General features: G+C 38.4%; 20 protein-coding genes. 9 read left to right on the top strand and 11 right to left on the bottom strand.

Annotated features, from left to right (window positions below; translation table 11 throughout):
• The first annotated feature begins 37 nt into the window (after positions 1-37).
• From FCN14_RS15685 to FCN14_RS03890, 6 genes are all read left to right on the top strand, one after another.
• The gene (locus tag FCN14_RS15685) at positions 38-187 is read left to right on the top strand and encodes a hypothetical protein (RefSeq protein ID WP_171032797.1); all 150 of its coding nucleotides are present in this window, start codon (positions 38-40) and stop codon (positions 185-187) included.
• Positions 188-378: 191 nt separating this feature from the next.
• On the top strand, positions 379-1,134 hold the full coding sequence (locus tag FCN14_RS03910; RefSeq protein WP_171032796.1) for a ParA family protein: 756 nt from the start codon (positions 379-381) through the stop codon (positions 1,132-1,134).
• 22 nt (positions 1,135-1,156) lie between these two features.
• Complete coding sequence (locus FCN14_RS03905) at positions 1,157-1,504, top strand: hypothetical protein (RefSeq protein ID WP_138429772.1); 348 nt, start codon at positions 1,157-1,159, stop codon at positions 1,502-1,504.
• Positions 1,505-1,667: 163 nt separating this feature from the next.
• Positions 1,668-2,435: a GNAT family N-acetyltransferase gene (locus FCN14_RS03900; RefSeq protein ID WP_138429771.1), complete on the top strand. Its 768-nt coding sequence runs from the start codon at positions 1,668-1,670 to the stop codon at positions 2,433-2,435.
• Positions 2,436-2,451: 16 nt separating this feature from the next.
• Positions 2,452-3,234 (top strand): lysophospholipid acyltransferase family protein, encoded by a 783-nt coding sequence (locus FCN14_RS03895; protein WP_138429770.1) that lies wholly within the window; start codon positions 2,452-2,454, stop codon positions 3,232-3,234.
• A gap of 26 nt (positions 3,235-3,260) precedes the next feature.
• Positions 3,261-5,867, top strand: coding sequence for an alpha/beta fold hydrolase (locus FCN14_RS03890; RefSeq protein ID WP_138429769.1), 2,607 nt, complete (start codon positions 3,261-3,263; stop codon positions 5,865-5,867).
• A gap of 5 nt (positions 5,868-5,872) precedes the next feature.
• Here the strand turns inward: FCN14_RS03890 and FCN14_RS03885 are convergent, their stop codons facing one another.
• The 6 genes from FCN14_RS03885 to FCN14_RS03860 form a co-directional block, all read right to left on the bottom strand.
• Positions 5,873-6,430: a tetratricopeptide repeat protein gene (locus tag FCN14_RS03885; protein ID WP_138429768.1), complete on the bottom strand. Its 558-nt coding sequence runs from the start codon at positions 6,428-6,430 to the stop codon at positions 5,873-5,875.
• Positions 6,431-6,496: 66 nt separating this feature from the next.
• On the bottom strand, positions 6,497-7,486 hold the full coding sequence (locus FCN14_RS03880) for a Gfo/Idh/MocA family protein (RefSeq protein ID WP_138429767.1): 990 nt from the start codon (positions 7,484-7,486) through the stop codon (positions 6,497-6,499).
• 52 nt (positions 7,487-7,538) lie between these two features.
• Positions 7,539-7,991: a dCTP deaminase/dUTPase family protein gene (locus FCN14_RS03875; RefSeq protein ID WP_138429766.1), complete on the bottom strand. Its 453-nt coding sequence runs from the start codon at positions 7,989-7,991 to the stop codon at positions 7,539-7,541.
• Between the two features lie 70 nt (positions 7,992-8,061).
• Positions 8,062-9,507 (bottom strand): lipase maturation factor family protein, encoded by a 1,446-nt coding sequence (locus tag FCN14_RS03870; protein WP_138429765.1) that lies wholly within the window; start codon positions 9,505-9,507, stop codon positions 8,062-8,064.
• Positions 9,508-9,641: 134 nt separating this feature from the next.
• On the bottom strand, positions 9,642-9,860 hold the full coding sequence (locus FCN14_RS03865; protein ID WP_138429764.1) for a hypothetical protein: 219 nt from the start codon (positions 9,858-9,860) through the stop codon (positions 9,642-9,644).
• A gap of 90 nt (positions 9,861-9,950) precedes the next feature.
• Positions 9,951-11,069 carry a chymotrypsin family serine protease gene (locus FCN14_RS03860; RefSeq protein ID WP_138429763.1) on the bottom strand — a complete coding sequence of 373 codons (1,119 nt, stop codon included), beginning with the start codon at positions 11,067-11,069 and terminating at the stop codon, positions 9,951-9,953.
• Positions 11,070-11,643: 574 nt separating this feature from the next.
• Between FCN14_RS03860 and FCN14_RS03855 the strand changes: the two genes are divergently transcribed.
• From FCN14_RS03855 to FCN14_RS03845, 3 genes are all read left to right on the top strand, one after another.
• The gene (locus FCN14_RS03855; protein WP_138429762.1) at positions 11,644-12,210 is read left to right on the top strand and encodes an AraC family transcriptional regulator; all 567 of its coding nucleotides are present in this window, start codon (positions 11,644-11,646) and stop codon (positions 12,208-12,210) included.
• A 640-nt stretch (positions 12,211-12,850) separates the two neighbouring features.
• The gene (locus tag FCN14_RS03850; protein ID WP_138429761.1) at positions 12,851-13,222 is read left to right on the top strand and encodes a SpoIIAA family protein; all 372 of its coding nucleotides are present in this window, start codon (positions 12,851-12,853) and stop codon (positions 13,220-13,222) included.
• Positions 13,222-15,156: a heavy metal translocating P-type ATPase gene (locus FCN14_RS03845; RefSeq protein WP_246043095.1), complete on the top strand. Its 1,935-nt coding sequence runs from the start codon at positions 13,222-13,224 to the stop codon at positions 15,154-15,156. The genes FCN14_RS03850 and FCN14_RS03845 overlap by 1 nt, the downstream gene beginning before the upstream one ends.
• A 266-nt stretch (positions 15,157-15,422) precedes the next feature.
• Here FCN14_RS03845 and FCN14_RS03840 read toward each other — a convergent pair whose 3' ends face one another.
• The 5 genes from FCN14_RS03840 to FCN14_RS03825 form a co-directional block, all read right to left on the bottom strand.
• Positions 15,423-16,544, bottom strand: a complete 1,122-nt coding sequence (locus tag FCN14_RS03840) for a chymotrypsin family serine protease (RefSeq protein WP_138429760.1) — start codon at positions 16,542-16,544, stop codon at positions 15,423-15,425.
• Positions 16,545-16,742: 198 nt separating this feature from the next.
• On the bottom strand, positions 16,743-17,555 hold the full coding sequence (locus tag FCN14_RS03835; protein WP_138429759.1) for a nitrilase-related carbon-nitrogen hydrolase: 813 nt from the start codon (positions 17,553-17,555) through the stop codon (positions 16,743-16,745).
• A gap of 166 nt (positions 17,556-17,721) precedes the next feature.
• Complete coding sequence (locus FCN14_RS03830; protein WP_138429758.1) at positions 17,722-18,567, bottom strand: DUF5694 domain-containing protein; 846 nt, start codon at positions 18,565-18,567, stop codon at positions 17,722-17,724.
• A gap of 640 nt (positions 18,568-19,207) precedes the next feature.
• Complete coding sequence (locus FCN14_RS15680; protein ID WP_165267207.1) at positions 19,208-19,384, bottom strand: YegP family protein; 177 nt, start codon at positions 19,382-19,384, stop codon at positions 19,208-19,210.
• Between the two features lie 454 nt (positions 19,385-19,838).
• Positions 19,839-20,036, bottom strand: a complete 198-nt coding sequence (locus FCN14_RS03825) for a hypothetical protein (protein ID WP_138429757.1) — start codon at positions 20,034-20,036, stop codon at positions 19,839-19,841.
• Positions 20,037-20,333: the final 297 nt, after the last annotated feature.

The following is a 20,333-nucleotide window of genomic DNA, read 5'->3' as shown; positions in this document are numbered from 1 at the left end:
AGATTGATGTAAATACTAACGAGACGAGATCAACGGTATGGGTAAGAAGAAAAAGAAGCAATCCACAAAAAAAGAGATGACAGAAGGTCAGGCAATTGCCGTAACAGTATTAATAATTGCTGTTGCCATTACAGCAATTATTTTTGCAGCACATTATTTGATCGATTTTTTGTTCCCAAACTGGTGATGGTTAGTTAGAAGAAGGAGTTAAACCCCTATTAAACCGTGTAAAGAGCATTTCGTAAACTTTATAATTTGGAATATTAAAATTTTTTAATATAACTTGTAACAAATGGGTGTTGACTTACTCTAGTTAATAGGAAGAAGAACTTCTCCTTTTAATAAAAATGTTATCTGGGAATATTAATAAATAGAATTATGAAAACGATTGCTTTTACAAATCAAAAAGGTGGAGTAGGAAAAACAACTTCAACTATTAACGTGGGTGCCGGTTTATGTCGAGAGGGCAAAAAGGTATTGCTGGTTGATCTTGATCCTCAGGCAAATTTGACATATTCACTCCGGTTGAGTTCGAATCGATTAGAAACAAGTATCTATGATGTTATGAAGGGTAAGGTTGATCCGGAAGAAACGCTGATTAGTCATAACGGTTTCGATATTATGCCATCATCAATAGATCTGTCTGGAGCAGAGATGGAGTTTGCTACTGAACCGGCTCGGGAAAATATTCTTAAGAATAAACTTGCTCCTTTCTACGATAAATATGACTATATCTTAATTGATTGTCCGCCCAATTTAGGGTTATTGACGCTCAATGCCTTTACGGCTGTTAATGAGATATTTATTGTTCTGCAGGCAGAGTATCTTGCTCTTCACGGGCTATCGAAGCTAATGGATGTCATCCAGGTCGTAAAAGAACGTTTGAACCCGGATATAGAAATTTCAGGTATAATCTGTACTCTCTTTGATGGGCGAAAAAATTTGAATAAAGAGGTTGTAGATCATATTCAAGATTATTTTGGTGAAAAGGTTTTTGACACATTAATAAGAGATAATGTAGCGTTAGCAGAGGCGCCTAGCCATCATAAAACAATTTTTGAGTATGACCCCAACAGTCATGGAGCTAAAGATTATGCAGCATTAGCTAAGGAAATAAGAAATGGTCAGGGCTAGATTCTAATTAGGTTTATACATTATGGGTAAAAAGAAAAGTCTGGGTAGCAGTCCTATTGGGTTTGGGTCAGGCAATAGTTCTAAGATGGACTTTATCCCTGATTTAGGGGTGTCTGATAGCAAACAAAAAAAGGAGCCGCCCAAAAAAGAACAGCGAAATACAAGCAACGGTTTTTCAACAAAGAGTACGCCATCCCAATCTCAACCATCTCTTAAAGAAGAGAAAGCAAAGAAAAAGGTTGTTAGCTATAACCTGGATATTACACTTGTGGAAAAAATAAAATCTACGGCTGAAGAAAAGGAGATGTATTATTCGGGTTTAGTTAATAAAGCCCTAAAAAGTTGGTTTGCGAATCAGGCATTGGATTAAACTGTTTTGTACAAAAATATCACTTTTTATTTGCGAAACTGTTTGTGAAAAGTGTATCATCCCACCGATAAATACGGTTTAATAAAGATCTAATAGTTTCATAACTCTATTGGGAAATTAATAGGTTACTTTAAGGGCTATTTGATATTTAATAACACGATATATGTCTGAAGACAAGGATTTTTCTAAGCAATTGGTATCCTCCCAAAAATACTTGGTACGTTTAGCCGAAACAGAGGCAGAGTTACGTAAAGCTCAATCGTTACGGTACCAGGTTTTTAATGTAGAACTGGATGAGGGCTTGGAACGGTCTCATAAAACAGGGTTAGATGTCGATAAATATGATCAACAGTGTGATCATCTGCTTGTTATAGACAAAGAGTCGGGGTCAGTAATTGGAACCTATCGAATGCAGACGTACGAAACGGCTGTCCAGCACGAAGGTTTTTATACTTCGGATGAATATTGCATAGAAAATCTATCGGTTGATATCCTGAAAGGATCAGTAGAAGTCGGACGGGCCTGTATTCATGAAAATCATCGTAATGGACGCGTATTGTATCTACTTTGGCGGGGTATCGCTGAATATATGAAGCTCACCGAGAGTCGATATCTTTTTGGTTGTTGTTCCCTTAGCAGTACCGATCCTACCGAAGGATGGATTGTGATGGACTATTTAAAGGAGAAGGGATTATTGCATTCTGATTATACTATCGGAGTGAAAGGAGAGTTTGATTGTCCGGAAGTTAGTCGCGATAAAGAGGCATGGAAGAAGGTAGAGTTACCTCAACTGTTTAAACTTTATGTTGATTTGGGGGCTAAGATTCTGTCTCGACCTGCCTTGGATAAACAGTTTAAAACAATTGATTACCTTATTCTAGTGGATATAATGGGTCTTGACGAACGAACAAAAGCTCTATTCTTGAAATAAGCTCAATTATTATTGTATGATCAAGTATATACGAGCATCTATACGATTGGTCCTATTCTTTGCCGTTTCATTAATGACGGTGCTTTTGGTTGCGGCAGGAAATATACTATTACCATTCATTAGCCGTAATTGGGCTGTTAGATGGAAAAATAACATCATTAAAAGATGGGCTTGGATAACGGGATATTTAATAGGTCTTAATTTAACGGTTAATGGATCTCCTCCCAACCCTCCCTTTTTTTTGGTATCCAATCATCTGAGCTATGTCGATGTTATTCCCTTGTGGCGATATCTGAACGCTACTTTTATAGCCAAAAGTGAAATAAAATCATGGCCTTTCTTCGGTTGGGGAACAAAAGTATTAGGTGTTCTTTTCATAGATCGGGAATTAAAACGGGATGTAAAACGGATGAATAGCCAAATATCGGATGTAATTTCAAAACAACAAGGAGTTTTATTGTTTCCCGAAGGTACAAGCACCAAGGGGGCTGCTGTTAACACTTTTAATGCGTCATTATTGCAATATCCGGCTAAAGTAAAGATGCCCGTTCATTATGCGACCATTACTTATAAAACTTCTAACCCTGCTAAGCCGGCTTCTTTAAATGTTTGCTGGTGGGGGGATATGGAATTTCTACCACATTTTTGGGAATTGTTAAAATTGAAAAGTTTTAAAGCGACAATTACATTTGGTAGGCAGCCGATCTCTAGTACTGATCGAAAAAAACTTGCCGAGGATTTAAAACAAGAGGTAAGTCGTAACTTTTCACCCGTGACTATCGAAGAAGTACCACAGTGAAATAACTAAGAGTTAAATCGATATTAATGGAAAAGAACTTTTTTGCCGGTCTTACGGGGTGGAAAAAATATGCTCTTGGTTATGTATTATTATTACTGGCCTCACATTTTGTACTATGGGTTTTAAATCAACCACTGCCAAAAGAACAAACAGCAGAGCGTTCGGTTACTGTACATGTAGTGGAAGGTGACAGCATTTTAAGCGATTTAGAAATAGAAATCCACTACGAGGATATCTATACGGGGAATAAGAAAGATCCTGCTGTAATGCTTTTATTGCCGGGTGGACCGGAAGGGCCGGAGGTGTTTGAAGGGTTGAAAAAAAAGCTTTCAGATAAATATCGTCTCATCATTCCTCACTTACCTGGATATAACAACGGAAGAGGACTTTCAGATCTGCCAGATTACTCTTTTGAGTCGTTAGCTTTATATACAAACCAGTTGTTGGAAAAGCTAGAACTTTCGTCTACACATCTGATAGGGTACGGGCTGGGAGGTGCCAGTGCAATTTATTTATCACATGATTATCCGGAAAAAGTATCTTCTATAAGTCTTGTATCATCCATTGGTGTACAGGAACTGGAGCTCTTAGGGAGCTACCGTTTAAACCACTTAGTTCATGGTTTGCAACTGGGTACCGTATGGGTCTTACATAATGCAGTTCCTCATTTCGGGTTGTTGAATGCAATCGGAATTAACGTGTCCTATGCTAAAAGTCATTATGAATCAGACCAACGCCCACTTCGCAAGTATCTTAAAGAATATGAAAATCCTATGCTCATTTTACATGGTGAGATGGATCCCTTAGTTCCCTTAGCTGCAGCCAAGGAACATCATCGAATTGTTCCTCAAAGTATTCTAAAGATTTTTAAAGCAGATCATGACCTGATTGAAACAAAAACTGATTCTATAGCTCAGGCTTTAAACAGCTTTGTTTCTAAGGTAGAAAGAGGAGAGGCTATGATAGCAAGTACTGCTCCTGAGCAGCGTGTTCAGCAGGCAAAGCAACCGTTTTCAAACATGGAGTTTCAGAGGTTTAAGGGGGTATCTCTGCTTATAATCATGCTTATTATTATTTTGGCAACTCTGGTAAGTGAAGATTTAACCTGTATTGGAGCGGGATTATTAGCTGCGCGCGGGCTCATCGGTTTTTGGCCGGCTACCATAGCAAGTTTTATTGGGATATTTATAGGTGATATTGGACTTTATCTTGTCGGACGTTATATGGGACGTCCGGCCGTTCGTCGTGCTCCTTTTAAATGGATGATCTCTGAAAAAGATCTTGATAAAAGTGCGGAGTGGTTTAAAGCCAGAGGTCCGGCTATTATTATTGCCAGCCGATTTTTGCCGGGAAGTCGCTTACCCACATATTTTAGTGCGGGGGTGATTGGTGCAGGTTTCTGGATGTTTACCACTTATTTTTTGTTAGCTGCCATTATCTGGACTCCTATGCTGGTAGGTATATCTAAGTTACTGGGTAATGAATTAATACGATATTTTTCGCTTTACCATAATTATGCAATCTGGGTTTTTCTGGGAGCGATTGTATTCTTGGTTATGATGGTAAAAGTGATACTACCTGCATTCAGTTATAAAGGCCGAAGGTTATTGATTTCCCGATATCGACGCTTAACAAGTTGGGAGTTTTGGTCACCGTTTATTTTGTACACCCCGGTTTTTTGTTATGTGATATATCTTGGTATCAAATATCGTTGCCTAACGCAGTTTACAGCTTCAAATCCGGCACTTCCTCATGGCGGTTTTGTTGGAGAATCGAAGGTTCAAGTTTTGAAACTCTTTAATTCAGACGATGTTGCTTGTTATCGATTAATACCTGTTCATATTGACTTGTTAGAGAAAAAGAAACGAGCAGAATCATTTATGGAAGAGCATGATTTATCTTTTCCTATTGTGTTAAAACCGAATGTTGGGGAACGAGGTAGGGGGGTAAAAGTGATTAGGAGTATTCAGGCTATGCAAAATTACCTGGAGGCTGCAGAGCACGAGACCATTATTCAAGAATATGTGCAAGGAGATGAATTTGGGCTCTTTTATTATCGTTATCCGGATTCTACTACTGGGAATATCTATTCTATTACTACTAAGAAAGGCTTAAAGGTTATAGGAGATGGCCAAAAAACGATAGAAGAACTAATTCTTGATGATGAACAGGCTGTGAGCTTGGCCAAAATGCATCTTCGCCAGAATGAAGATCAACTATACGAGGTTCCGGATGAAGGAGAGATCATTTCTATTGTAGATATTGGTACCCATGCGCGAGGCGCAATATTTAAAGAGGGCAGGGATTTGATTACGGATAAATTGACTCGAAGTATGGATGAAATTTGTAAACCTGCCGCAGGTTTTTTCTTTGGTCGGTTTGATATTAAAACGACTTCCCCCGAATACCTTAAAAGGGGGGAACAGATAACAATACTGGAAGCAAATGGAGTCTCATCGGAGTCGACAAATATCTACGACTCTCGCTATTCATATTTGGATGCTCAATGCATTCTGATGAAACAGTGGAAACTGGCTTTTGAGATAGGAAAAGAGAACCAACGAAGGGGTATTAAACCAACTCCAGTCTTTGAATTTTTAAAGAGTATTTTTAATGCTCTCAAAAAGAATTGATATGATTAGCTAAAATATTGATCCAACATATCTAGAGCTTTACTATGCCCGAGATCTGCGGCCTTCCTGAAATCTTCTTTAGCCTTCGTCATATCCTGTAAGATCATATTACTGCATCCACGGTTAAAGTAAAGATCGGTTTCTTTATTATTAATTTCTATAGCTTTATTAAAGTGGGCGACAGCATTGTCATGATCATTAAGGGCATTAGCAAACAACATACCTAACCTTTTATGAGCAAGATGATTTTGTGCATTTAAATCGATAGACTTTTCAAATTGTGCCAAGGCTTTATCAGGTTCATTGTTATTTTGATAAAAGCTTCCCAGCATTTGATAAAGCTGGTCATCTTTAGGCTGTTGGTCAATAGCAAAAAGCAAAAATTCTTCGGCCTCTTTATAATTGCCTTCCATCATCTTAAGTAGGCCTTTATTCCGTAATGCCTCGGTGTGGGTAGGTTCACGGTTTAGTACCTGGTTAAATAGCCTAAGAGCATTCTCATTGTTACCCTTCTTAAAATTAACTTTGGCACGTTCTAAAATTTTGTCCGTTTTCTGGCCCATAAAACTGATAAAAATCTATAATTAATTCGCATCAAAGATAGTAAATAATATTGAGGCAGACAGGGGCTAATATCCGTTCGGTGGAGAGGAGCCAGCGGATCTACGGAATCGATCTATTACGTGCATATTTTTTATTGCATCATCTAATGGGGTAGGAACTGTTGTGTTATTTCTTATGGCATGGTTAAAAGCTTCTACTTCTAAGGTGTAATGATTGGCAGGATCAAAAATTATATTTTCTGATTGTTGGTCTTTATGCAAAGTTATTGTTGTTTTCTTCATAGAAGGTGGATTAAAAGGAATGGGAATGACAATTCGCCCCTCTGTTCCTACCACATTAACGTGTTGGTAAGGAGTCGCTTTGGTACTGCAAGAGAATGTTGCCGTACCATCCCTGAAATTAAGTACACCGGATGCTATATAATCTACATTGGTTTCAGGATTAATTTTCCAGTATCCGGAAACCTCATTGGGTTCAGAATCAAAAAGAAAGCGAGACACTGAAATACAGTAGCAACCGATATCCATTAGTCCTCCGCCTCCCATATCCGGATTATTACGTATGTCAGCCGGATCGTCGTTGTAGTATGAAAAGAATGATTCTATTGTCTGGAGATTGCCAATTTTACCGGAATCAACAATTGATTTTGCTTTTCTCCATTGGGGATGAAATCGGTACATAAATGCTTCCATAATTTTAAGATCCGGGAACTGCTGACTCGCAAAGAGTAAATTCTGTGCCTCATTTTCATCCAAAGAGATCGGCTTTTCACAAAGCACATGTTTTTGGTGCTGTAACGCTTCAATAGATTTTGGAACATGAAGGTGATTGGGAAGAGGATTATATATGGCATCTATATTAGCATCATTAAGAAGTTCTTCATAGGAACCATAGGAAGTGGGAATATCTAATTTATTGGCAATGGCATCGGCTTTTTCAGCAGAACGAGAACTGATCGCTGAAACCGTACTGTTTTCAGCCTGCTGAATAGCAGGAATTACTTTTTCGACAGCAATTTTTGCAGTACTAAGAATTCCCCAGCGTACAGTTTTCATATGAATTGTAAGTTAATAGAAGTAGTTCAATAGTTATTATTTTAAACGGACATTAATATGAAAGGAGATAGAGAGAAGCGACTCGGGCATTTTCCTTAATATTACAGCCTACCGAAGGTATATGTATAGTCATTGTAATCGGAGTATTTTCTGTTTCTTGTAGAATAGTTGTATTGGCTGTAACCCCCGCTTTTTGAATATGAGGGTGTGGGGTCAGGAGTGCTGTGGCATCAGTTATTTCGGTAAGGGTCTCGTTCATTATTATTTGATAAGTTCCTTCAGATAGGTGCCACCATCCATAATCGGCACTTTGTTTTTTCTGTAATTCTACGGATTCTGTTTGTACCGGTTTAAACTCACTTCCTCCAAAGTCGAGGGCTCCAGCGATGGTAAACCGGTCTATTTGGGCAGCACTTAGGTCAAAGTGATCTTTATGTAACTGGGTGTCTTCATGGATGATAGATTTGAGATGATTAACAAGTTCCTTCCCTTCCAAAAAACTCATAATGACGTAGTTTAATTAAAAGAATTGCTTAAATAATTACTAGAAAATATTAATTCATTTTTCTGCGAATTTAAAACCTGATTCCTTCCAGTTCATCTAGTGATTTTGGTGGCATATAGATCTGTTTAAACTCTCGCTGCCACCACTGGCTATTCTGGGAGAACTCCTCAGAGTTACTAAATTCATATTTAAATAACCGAGCTCGTATATAAGTTGGGGATTGCTCTGTAAACGGGTTATGAGCTATCAAGCCGATAGCTGAAGGGTCATTCTTAAGAAGTTTCTTAATTAAACGTAATAGCCATGAATTAGATCGTAAAGAGGACATGGCAGCAAACCACATTTGCCAGTCCAGACGCAGATGATAAGGGGCGATTTGCAATGGCATGTGTTTGGGATCATCGACTTTACCTTTAAATTTATATTCCTGCCATTGGGTATCTATATCTATTTTGTCATCGGTAGTACCTTCAATGATTATTTCATATCTGGTTTTAGTGACACCTCCGAATGCACCATATGTATTTACTAGGTGCAAGGGATTGAAGCTTGCATTCATCCGTTGTCGGGGAGATAGCATGTTTTTAATAGGAGAAATACTCAGGTACGTTACTAAAACGGCAAGTCCGATAATGATAATTTGAAAATAAATAGGTGTTACAAGGCTTTGAGGGATATGAAGAGCGAAAAGGTGCTGTAGGTAGGTATCACTGATACCGCTAAAAGCCAGTATTAAGGTCATCCAGTTTAACCACGCATAGTTTCCGCTTATGATAAGATATCCTTGAGATAAAATGATCATACCGGCACCTATGGAAGTAAAAGGTTGGGGAAGAAATAACAGCCATACCGCTCCGAGTTGAACAATATGGTTGAAAAGCGTTTCGATCTTGTGATAAAATTCCGGCAGTCGGTGAAAAAATATGCTTAAAGGATTGGGTAAAGGCTGCGTTTCATGGTGATAGTTGAGGCATGTGAGATTTCGCCAACACTGATCCCCCCGCATTTTAATGAGGCCTGCACCAAATTCTAGTCGAAATACTAGCCAGCGAATTATAATAATTACTAAAAAAGGAGTTTGGAAATGTAATGGACCTAAAAAAATTGCATAAAATCCGGCTTCCAGCAGAAGTGACTCCCATCCAAAACCATAGAAAATTTGTCCAACATTAACGATGGATAGATATAAAAACCAAAGCAGCGACCATATAACGACGGACAACCAAAGAGGGCCGTTATCGGATACTCCGGTTACTGCCAGCATGGATAGACCCAAGCCGATCCAGGCAATGAAGGAAAAAAAGGAATCGGAGTAGTGCCAATGAAAAATACTGGGTGAGCTGTTAAATGAGATGCGTTCAATAAAACGTGGTACAGGGAGTAAGCCATTTTCACCAAGCAACGGTCGAAATTGATTAATAGCTACAATAAAAGCAATCAGGTACATAAGCCCGATTCCACGCTGTATAATAAACCGGCTTATCCAGTAATCTCCCGTATGAAAAGCATCAAGCATCGCAGTTGATGTTTTGATGGCAGTTCGAGCTCAAAAAGTATACCATTTGTTAAGATAACTATCATAGAAGGGTAATGCATATACTCAATAAATATCTAATAATTAATTATATCCTGATGGATATTATAGATAGTTTATTGGCTTTTAAAAGGCCCGCCACTGTCTCTAAATACTACCTTGTATCCTTTGTATTCAGTTGGTATTTGTTCTTTTACTTTCTCGTTTTGGTTAGCTAGATAAACATCAATACATCGTTTTTTATCTTGTAAGCCTTCAGCTACAGAAATAACATCCTTAATATTCATCCAGTTGTTTTGGGCTTTTCGGAGTACGTTATTAAAGTTTTTATCCATTGCTGATCTATATTTAGAGAGTGAGAGGCAGTTTAGGGTTGCCTCTCACTATTATCGTTTAAAGTTTAGAGGATATAATTCCAGTCATCATTATTTTTCATGTATGCGAATATTGAGTAATGATTGTACATATAAGATATTATTCAGAACCGTAACATAAGGCGATCCAGCAAATAATAGTCCTACTGCTTCTTCATCTAGTGTAGTAACGAGACTACCCGAGTCACCACCAGCACTCATTCGACTAGTTAGGATTTGGTGAGCAAACCGAGCTATACGACCATTTCCATAATTTACATCAACCGTAGCATTAATACTTTTGACCCGTCCGGTACTAAAATTGGTGGTACGACCAACTTTCTGCACAATATCACCGACTTTTGGTGCTGCATATAGATCTTTAACGTGTCCAATCCAGTATACTTCACGGTTAGCGATATGAAATGGGACTTCGGCAATAGCGGCATCCACATAGTTACGGGGAGTAGTTCTAGAATTCTTGAATCGAATAGGAATAAATCTGCTTAAACGGCCTACCATATCCCGCGGATATGTACCACCATCATAAGGGCCCGGTTGCAATATCGGATCTCCCATGTTGGCATTATTGGAATTAGCCAAGACGTGGTTATTACTTAGGATATAAAACTTCTGAGGTATACCAGGGAAGGATTTTAGATCGTAACAAGCAGTTGCCATTGTACCGGCAGTGACTTTATAGTGTCCAATACTAAATCCACCTCGTACAGGACGGCTGCGTTGGTGAAGCTGTTCTGGTGATATTTCTGTTACAGGTGTTTGCTGCCATTGTTTTTTCTTAGTGCGTCTTTTAGATTTAGACAGTATATCATCCAGTTCATCCTGCATATTCCAGTCAGCTAAATCGCCATTACCAGAGTCTATATCGGTTTTGTTGATGGGTTCAATATCAGGAGCTAAAGGGCCTGCTACAATTTGGCCAACTTCTATGACATCAGTTTTTGTGCCCTTAATCGTTTTAGGAACTATATCATTCTTGGAAAGTAAGGAGGGATCCATTTTGTGTTGCACTAAGACATGAATAGATGGTTCTTCAGTATCTTTACCATTCTTGATCTTGTTTCCGAGTGCAACGCCTACCACATTCTCTTTCGAAAAGAGCTTTTCTTCATTTTCACGTTGTTCTTCTGCAAGTTTAACGAAGTTGTTGGGAAGTGTTTTTTCAATCATAATTAGTACCTCAATGGGTATGTTTTGTGTTAAATGTAACTAACACAAATGAGATACTTAGCTTTGTAGATTTATTGTGATCTTGAACACCCCATGCTTTCCAACGCTTAATTTCATTGAAAATAGTAGAATAAAGTTTGAAAAAATGTAGGGGGGAATACCACTGACTATGTCAGGGTTTGAATTAGGTGGGAACTTTCCTTGGGTATTATTTTAACGGCAGCTATCGAACTTGAAAAATAGCTCACTACCATAATCAGAGAGATATCTCGCAAATATGATATCAAGCTGCAACTTCGAATAGTAAAAAAAGAAAGCATAACAGGGGTAGAGGAGATACGAAGAATTTCCTGTAGCTTATAATGAGCTAGCTGAACATAATTCTGCAAGGAATTATCAAAAAAGTGCAAGAGAATACGATAAATCATTCCTAACATTTGGAAGGATATTCTCAATGTGAACTTGTTAGGAAATGAATATAGATAAGTATGACAAATTCTATAGAACGTTAAACGTTATACTCTGTTTTGGTAAATAGTAATAGTTTTCCATTAATTGTTTTATTTTATTTCCTATGAACAACAAACACTTTCATATTAAAAATATGGTGTGCAACCACTGTGCTGAGGTATTAGAAGAAAAGCTGAAACTAGCTGGATTTGAGGTGCAAAATATGGAACTTGGTGAGTTGTATCTGACTCAACCTATTGATGAAGATCAGTATGCCAAACTTATTTCCATTATTCGTGATAATGGTTTTGATATTATTGATGATGAGAACAGTCGCATTGTTGAACAGGTGAAGCAACTTATTATTCAGCAAGTGAGGTCAGGCACTCCATTAGAGAATAACTTATCCGACTTTTTAGCAGATAATATTTATAAAGACTATCAGCAGATTAGTCGCCTTTTTTCTGCCGTTGAGGGCAAATCAATAGAGCGGTATTTTATTCTTCAAAAAATAGAACGAGCTAAAGAACTTATTGTATATGATGAGAAAACCCTAAGCCAGATTGCTTTGGAGCTTGACTATAGTAGTCAACAGCATTTTTCACGACAGTTTAAAAAAGAGACGGGACTTGCACCATCCCATTTCAAGGACATCAAGCAAAATAAACGTACTTCTATTGACCGATTATAGTATTATCAGCAGGAGGAAATACCCAATTTTGAAATTGTTCGGAGTATTGCTGAATAGAGGGTGAAGAGAAGGTTGTGAAAAACTCCTAACCTAGATCTTTGAGAAAGTAGCCGTTATCCAATTTGGTGAACATACTATACTGCCTTTCTTAAAATAGAAATATCTGAGAAGCGCAAAAGGATCTTATCTTTGAGGCTTTTGGCTCAGTCGGCAAGGTTCTAGTTCAGTTCGCTAAATATTTTTGAGCAGAAGTTATTGGATTTTGCCGTACTACTAACATAGAAATGGTAAAACCATTGAAAGCCGAAGAGATGATTGATTACACCCACAGGGAGTCTATTTGAGGCCTGTCCAAATAACGTTATCTGTGATTTAGGGGCAGGTTACCTGGCTGAATTAGCGGGGCGAAAAGAAAACTATACTTCTCCTTAAGGAACTGATTTAAATGGGAAAGTTAAAACTGGTAATAGACAGGCGCTACTCATTGAAAGAGTATAGCTATGTTGATTAAAGGCCATAAAAAAGGAATGTAGTGGTAGATTTCATAATTTTGCACAATAAATACATAATGTTGTAAGAATTAAGTTTATCAAGGGTTTATTTTTGAAATAAAGATTGAAATAAAAATAAATCATTGAAAATGATAGAGATAAATGAAGATGTGAATAATGGGAACCTGGCCTTGCGGGTGGCCGGAGAGATTTCTAGAGAAGAATTAGCAGAGCTAGCAGAATTGATTAGAAAACAAGCTCAATATTTGAAAGATCCTCACCTATTAGTCATTATAGAAGGTTTTGAAGGGTGGGCGGCCTTTAATGTACTTAGGATGAGCCGCCGCCTGTATGCGAAATATGCTAACTGTTTTGACCGTATTGCTGTTGTTCATAGTCATAAGAATCAAAAACAAACGAGACAGTATTTTGGTACCTTAATGAAAGGAGAATTAATGATATTTTCTATTGACGAGGCTGAAAATGCATGGAGCTGGATCGATCAAAAACCTCATTTATAATGTCATATCTCAAAAAATACAAAGAAGTCATTATTAGTGCTGTGTTCCTGGTAGGGGCATTAGTCGCAGAATATTTAATATCCTTTACAGGACAGCAGTACGTGTATCTATCGCTATATATACTTTCGTACCTGTCAGTAGGTGGCCCGGTATGGATAAAAGCATTTAAATCCATTAAAAAAGGAAACATATTTAGTGAATTTCTGCTGATGGGTATTGCCACGGTTGGTGCTTTTGCCATCGGCGAGTATGCTGAAGGGGTAGCCGTAATGCTGTTCTATATGGTTGGAGAATATGCCCAGGGTAATGCTGTACAACGGGCACGACGATCTATCAAATCATTAATTGACAGTCAGCCCGATATAGCAAACGTTGAACGAAATCGCACTGTGTTAAAAGTTAGTCCCCAAAATGTTAAAGTAGGGGAAATTATTCGTGTCAAACCCGGGGAGAAAGTGCCATTGGATGGGATATTGCTTTCAGATCAGGGATCTTTTAATACGGCTGCCTTAACCGGAGAATCCAAGCCGATGATACGCAAAACTGGGGAAGAGGTATGGGCCGGATCCATCAACCGCCAAACTCCTGTGCGTATTGAAGTAACCAGTGCCTATGAAAAAACGAAGCTATCCAAGATATTAGAGATGGTAAAAGAGGCTTCCTCGCGAAAGGCACCAACAGAACGGTTTATGAGCCGTTTCGCTAAAGTCTATACGCCCATTGTCGTGTGGATGGCTGTGGCTGTGACTTTTCTGCCATATTTATTTGTAGAGAACTATGTTTTCCAAGAATGGTTCTATCGTGCTCTTATTTTCTTGGTTGTTTCTTGCCCCTGTGGGTTGGTGATTTCCATTCCCCTCGGCTATTTTGGAGGCATTGGTGCGGCATCGCGCAATGGCATCCTTTTCAAAGGCGCTAACTTTCTGGATCAACTTCGCAAGATGAATATCCTATTTATGGATAAAACAGGAACCCTGACAAAGGGAGAATTTAAAGTTCAGGAGGTTTATCCTGTGAATGGTTACGATAAAGAGGAGCTGCTTAAATTGGCCGCCTCATTGGAACGGCAGTCTACTCATCCCATTGCAAAGGCTATAGCAGATTACGTGAATGGGCAATCGTTGTATTCGGTGGCCAATCAAAAAGAAGTATCTGGTAAAGGACTTGTAGGGACCATTAACCAGAAAATGGTAGCTGTTGGGAACCGTGATTTATTGAATGATTATGATATCCAGCTTGTAGGTAATGGCTGGAAAGATTCTTATACCTATGTGCATGTTGCAAAAGAGGGTATGCATGTAGGAACCATCAGCATAACAGATAAAATTAAAGAGGATAGCAAAAGTGCAGTTCAAAAGTTACATCAGCTAGGCGTTGAAAAGCTTGTAATGTTGTCTGGTGATAAACAGGAAGTAGTCGATCGTGTTGCGAACAAGTTGGGGTTGGAGTATGCTTATGGCGGTCTTATGCCTGATGATAAATATAGTTACGTTAAAGGGGCGCTGGGACCTAAGAATGTGGTAGGTTTTATCGGAGATGGTGTGAATGATGCCCCGGTGATTACCTTAGCCGATGTTGGAATTGCAATGGGTGGTATAGGGTCAGACGCAACAATAGAAACAGCTGATGTGGTTATACAAACCGATCAGCCTTCAAAAATATCTACAGCTATAGAGATTGCGAATTTTACGCACCGGGTGGTATGGCAAAATATTGGCTTTGCGCTGGGTATTAAACTATTGGTAATGGCGCTTGCCGCTTTTGGAATTGCAACGATGTGGGAGGCTATCTTTGCTGATGTAGGGGTAGCGTTATTAGCAATTGCCAATGCCATTCGCATTCAACATAGATACTCAGACGTGCATTTAATTCTTGGCAATGGTAGACAAGGGGAGGAAGAAAATACTCCTGCAAAAAAATGTTGTGACCCATAAAGGTTACCGAAAATATTTTGTATCCTGAACGGATTTATTGATTAATCTTATTCCCAGATCCAAAAAAATAAATATCAATAGTTCTATGCTGATTATTGAACCCTTCGGCAACAGAAATTACCCTCTTATTATCCATTGAGTTATCTTGGGTATAACGATATTCTTCAAAAAATTGTTTGATATAGTTATTTGAAGGCTGTGGTATAAGAGGGGAGACAATTATACTGTCTCCCCTTTAGAATTAGATGCCATTACTCTAGAGGGTATTATTTTTCGTGGATACGAATATTGAGCAATGATTGTACATAGAGGATATTGTTAAGTACTGTTACATAGGGCGAACCAGCGAATAACAATCCCACAGCTTTTTCATCCAATGTAGTAACAAGGCTACCCGAATCGCCTCCCGCGCTCATACGAGTAGTAAGGATTTGGTGTGCAAATCGAGCTACCCGCCCATTACCATAATTGACATCAACAGTTGCGTTGATACTTTTGACACGCCCAGTACTGAAATCAGTAGTACGCCCTACCTTCTGGACGATATCACCAACTTTTGGAGCTGCATACAGATCTTTAACGTGTCCAATCCAGTATACTTCACGGTTTGCAATATGGAAGGGAACTTCAGCGATAGCAGCATCTACATAATTACGAGGAGTCGTAGAAGAATTTTTGAATCGAATAGGAATAAATCGACTTAAACGAGCAACCATATCTCGGGGATATGATCCTCCGTCATAGGGACCCGGTTGTAAAATTGGGTCTCCCATGTTGGCTTTATTAGAGTTTGCCAGAACATGATTATTGCTCAAAATATAGAATTTCTGGGGTATACCGGGAAAAGCTTTTAAATCGTAACACGCTGTAGACATTGTACCGGCAGTGATTTTATAATGGCCGATACTAAAACCACCACGAACGGGACGACTTCGTTGGTGTAGCTGTTCAGGAGATATTCCTCTTGCCGATTTCGCTCGTCGTTTTTTGAGAGCACGTGTACGTTCTTTGGGGTCGGTAAGTATATCATCCAGCTCTTCTTGCATATCCCAGTCAACCATATCCCCATTGCCTACATCTAAACCAGTTTGAGTCACAGGCTCTATATCAGGAGCCAAGGGGCCGGCTACAATTTGACCTACTTCAATTACATCTGTTTTAGTTCCTTTAACCTTATCGGGTATGAGGTCATTTTTGGATAGTAAATCTGGTTCCAGTTTGTGCTGTACTAAAACCTGAATGGCAGTTTCTTCGGTATCTTTACCATTCTTGATCTTATTACCAAGGGCAACTCCTACCACATTTTCTTTCGAAAAGAGTTCTTCTTCACTTTCTCGTTGTTTATCTGCAAGTTCAACGAACTTGTTTGGGATTGTTTGTTCTATCATAACAAGTACCTTTATGAGTATGTTTTGTATTAAAAAGCTACTTAACAACAATGAGGTACTTTCCTGTATAGATGATTTCAAAGTTTTGAAACACCCCTTTTTTCCCAACAGGTATGAAGGTAATAGAACAGTGAACTAATTGGTGTGGGGAGAAATAACTCTCAGTTTATCAGGATTTGTATTATATCAGGTATGAGGTTACCAATCCTTATATATATTTGGCCGTCGATCTCTCATAAAAAGCTTTCGTGCATGGGAGTTGGGAACTTCTTCTAAATTTATATCACAATACAGTATCGCTTCGTCTTGACTTGCTGCCTCTGCAATGACAGATCCTTGGGGGTTACAAACAAAAGATTCTCCGGCAAAGGTAAGTTTTGGTTCTTCGCCTACTCGGTTGCAAAGTGCGGTAAAATATCCATTTTGAAAAGCCGCAGTACGCAGTTCCGATTGGTATAAGCCTTCGGGCCATTCCCCAACGGCACCGGCTTGTGGTACAAATACAATTTCGGCACCATTCAAAGCTAAAGCTCTCATATACTCCGGATAATGCCGATCGTAGCAAATAGCAACACCGATTTTACCATAGGGAGTATCATATACCGGGGCCCCATTATTACCGGGTGTGTAATACTGTTTTTCATGGAAACAAGCATAATCAGTAATATGAACCATGCGAGTTGTTCCCATAATGGAGCCATCAATATTTATCACGGGAGAACTGTCATAGGTTTTATCTCCATCTTGCTCGTATAAATTAAGTATGATGACCACTTCAAATTCTGCTGCCAGCTCAGAAAAAGATTCGGTAATAGTACCCGGTATTTTCTGGGCATGCCGTTCCGGTTCAGTTGGGTTATTGTACTGAGGGTAGAACGGTTCAAAAGCCAGTTCCGGGAAACAGATGATATTAGCTCCTGATTTCGCAGCTTCGCGAGCCGATTGAAGACCACGGTCTAGGTTTTCAAATTTATGTTCAGTACATGCTTGCTGGATAAGAGCAATTTTCATGAGTCAGTGATTTCTTGACAATTATGGTCTTCATAACAATAAGATATTAACAGTAATTATGCCATTTGCCAGCTTAATATTTAAGCCCGGCTTTGGCCGGGCTTGCATAATGATTATATAGTACCAATATGAGTATACCTAATTGATACTTCCGTTGATATTATTGTCATAAATAATCCAGTGGTTCTACGAGCTTCATTCTTTTGGAAGAGTTAACGAAATATCGCAGGAGTGGGGCATGACCACTTCCAAAGAGTACGATAATTCGATCCCCTTCTTCTGCAATTTTAGCAAGATGACCAAATATTTTGATATTGCGTTTATGCCATTGAGATACCAATTTAGCTCCTACCCAAGTGGTATCGGCTCCAACTGCAGCTGTTTGGGCATAAAAATCACGTTGCTTCTGCAGATTTTGTGGGCTATTTTTTTCCTGCAAAATCTCGCGAATGGTGGCATTATTATAGAGTTCTTGATCCTCTGATTCGATCTCTTTTCTGAGCGCTTTGAAGTAATTAACAAATTGGGGGTTGTGTTGACGGGCATACTTGACGACTTTGGTAAAAGGAAATTTACCCTTGTGATCAATTGAATAAAGATGGGAATGGTTAAATCGTTTTCCTATTCTAAAGCCGATCTGTTGTCGTTCATTTCTACTTAAAGAATGACTTCCTTCCAAATAGGCCTTATAGAGACTGTCAAATTTGGACTTATAGGAGGGGCGTACTTCTACCGCCATTTTTGTAGGGTTGAAAGTCGCCAGAGAATCGAGAACTTGGCCGACCTGTTTTTGATATTTCGGCTTCAGTACATCTGGGAACTTGATATTAATAACATCCTGGCCGGGGTTACCGAAATGCCCGGTTCCTAAAATCATTACTTCCACGGTTGTATCCGTTTGATAAGTAGTCGCTTGTGACTGCCCAATAGCCGGAATCGAAGTTGATAAAATTAGAATGAGTGCGAGAAAAGCTTGTATTCTGAACTTATTGATTGAAGTATTTAAAAACATTGATTGCCTATTTTCTTTAAATAGATGTGTTCTTTTAAAGATGTAAGCATTACGAGATATTTATATAGTTGTTACATTTTAGCAATTATGATCTTTTGAAAAAAGAAAATCCACGGGAAATACCTTTACGAACGTTTAATATCCGAGAGACTGTTTTTGATTTGCTATTATATTTTTCTTCTTATTAGAGGAGATCTGTGGATTGTATGCTATTTTTAACCTGTTATTTCAGGATTTGCAATATAATCTATGCATCCTACTCAGAAATTTTCCTAAGGCTAATGGCAATTCCTGTTTCTGAAAACCTTTTAAAAAGCATGTACAAGCTTCTTCTGAGGATACGTTACCGGCCTGTGAGCGCCTTTTGAATCCACTTATTTGGGATATTACCCGCACCCTTGTTCAAGGTATCTCTGTCAAAAATATCTTATTAAAAGCCGTTGATCTAAAATGAACGTTATGTCTTCCTTTTTAAGGGTGACATATCAAAGATATCTCTATAAAACTAGCTAAGTGTTGTTGTCTACTGAGTGCTAATTGTCCAAAGACTAAGAGCTTGATAGACTGGTCGTTAATGAGAAAAGGCTGTTCATCATTTAAGATGAACAGCCTCTGTAAAATCGATTATTAAATATTGGGCTTAGTAAGAATTACTGCGGGTATAACTTGTGCAGTTTCCGTTTTCCTTACCATCTTCTTTAGCTTTTTCTTTTTCTTCAAATCCGCCGTTGGAGTAAGCTTCGATATCACCATTCTTTGCGGTTCTCCGCCATCTCCATTCACCGTGGGCGTCTTGGTATAATTCACATCGTGGCATAAAAAAATACGTACCTTTTTAGTATTACTATTTTAAATTGTACAAAGGTTAAAGAAACTCTTGCACATCTATAAAATTGCAAAAAAAATAGCAGTTTTCGAAGTATTATTTTCTCTAATTTTGTACTTAACCGGTTGTTACCTACAGGTGGTAAAGAAACTCAGAAGAGAAAAGAAGTTGGTACTCTTCAAAATGACATACAACAGCTGATATAAAGAAAAAAAACGCCGGTGAATATCAATATCATTATTCCAGCCTGAAGAAGTACAAAATGAAGTTGATATCTTTTTTGGAATGTCTCAGATTTGAATCACCGACGTTAAATATTTATAAATGTCTAATACTAAAAAAGAAGTGACTAGTGAGCCACTGTCAATACAGCACATCTTTTTATTTCCTTATAGCCTGGGAAAGCATAGGTTGTTCTGGATAGTTATTATTTTTAAGAACGGGATTAGGGGAGCAGTTTATAATCATATTCTACATTGTCCTTGATCTCCATCCGCGGTAAATCAATAGGTACATCATGTTCCTCAGCTTCCTTTTTAAGTGCATTATAAAATGTACGGGAAAGTAACAAACGTTGGTACTCTTGGCCTTCGTCATAGATATAATCAGTAATAGCATCACGAAGTTGGTCCATTTTTTCCATGTTGGTTGTCTAGCTATGTTGAAGTTAGGATTTTAAGTTACTTTAAACATACAATTATATTTGTAGAGGGCAAGAATTAGTGGCAGAAGCCAGAGTTTGGGAAATAGCCTTGAGGCTTGGATGTTTTCTGTCGTAAATCAGCAAACAGCTTGATAAGTGTAAGAATAAGTATAAGATAATTTACTTTTATGAAATATAAACTCAAGAAAAAATAGCTATGTCTAAAAAGAGATCTATACGTGGAGCTCGTTAACTTCATCAATTCTGTTACTAGGATTATATCTGGTTGCTGTATTC

The organism is Fodinibius saliphilus (assembly GCF_005869845.1).
GTDB lineage: Bacteria > Bacteroidota > Rhodothermia > Balneolales > Balneolaceae > Fodinibius > Fodinibius saliphilus.
Note: the sequence above shows the minus strand (reverse complement) of the source record. Positions and strands in the feature narration are given on the sequence as shown.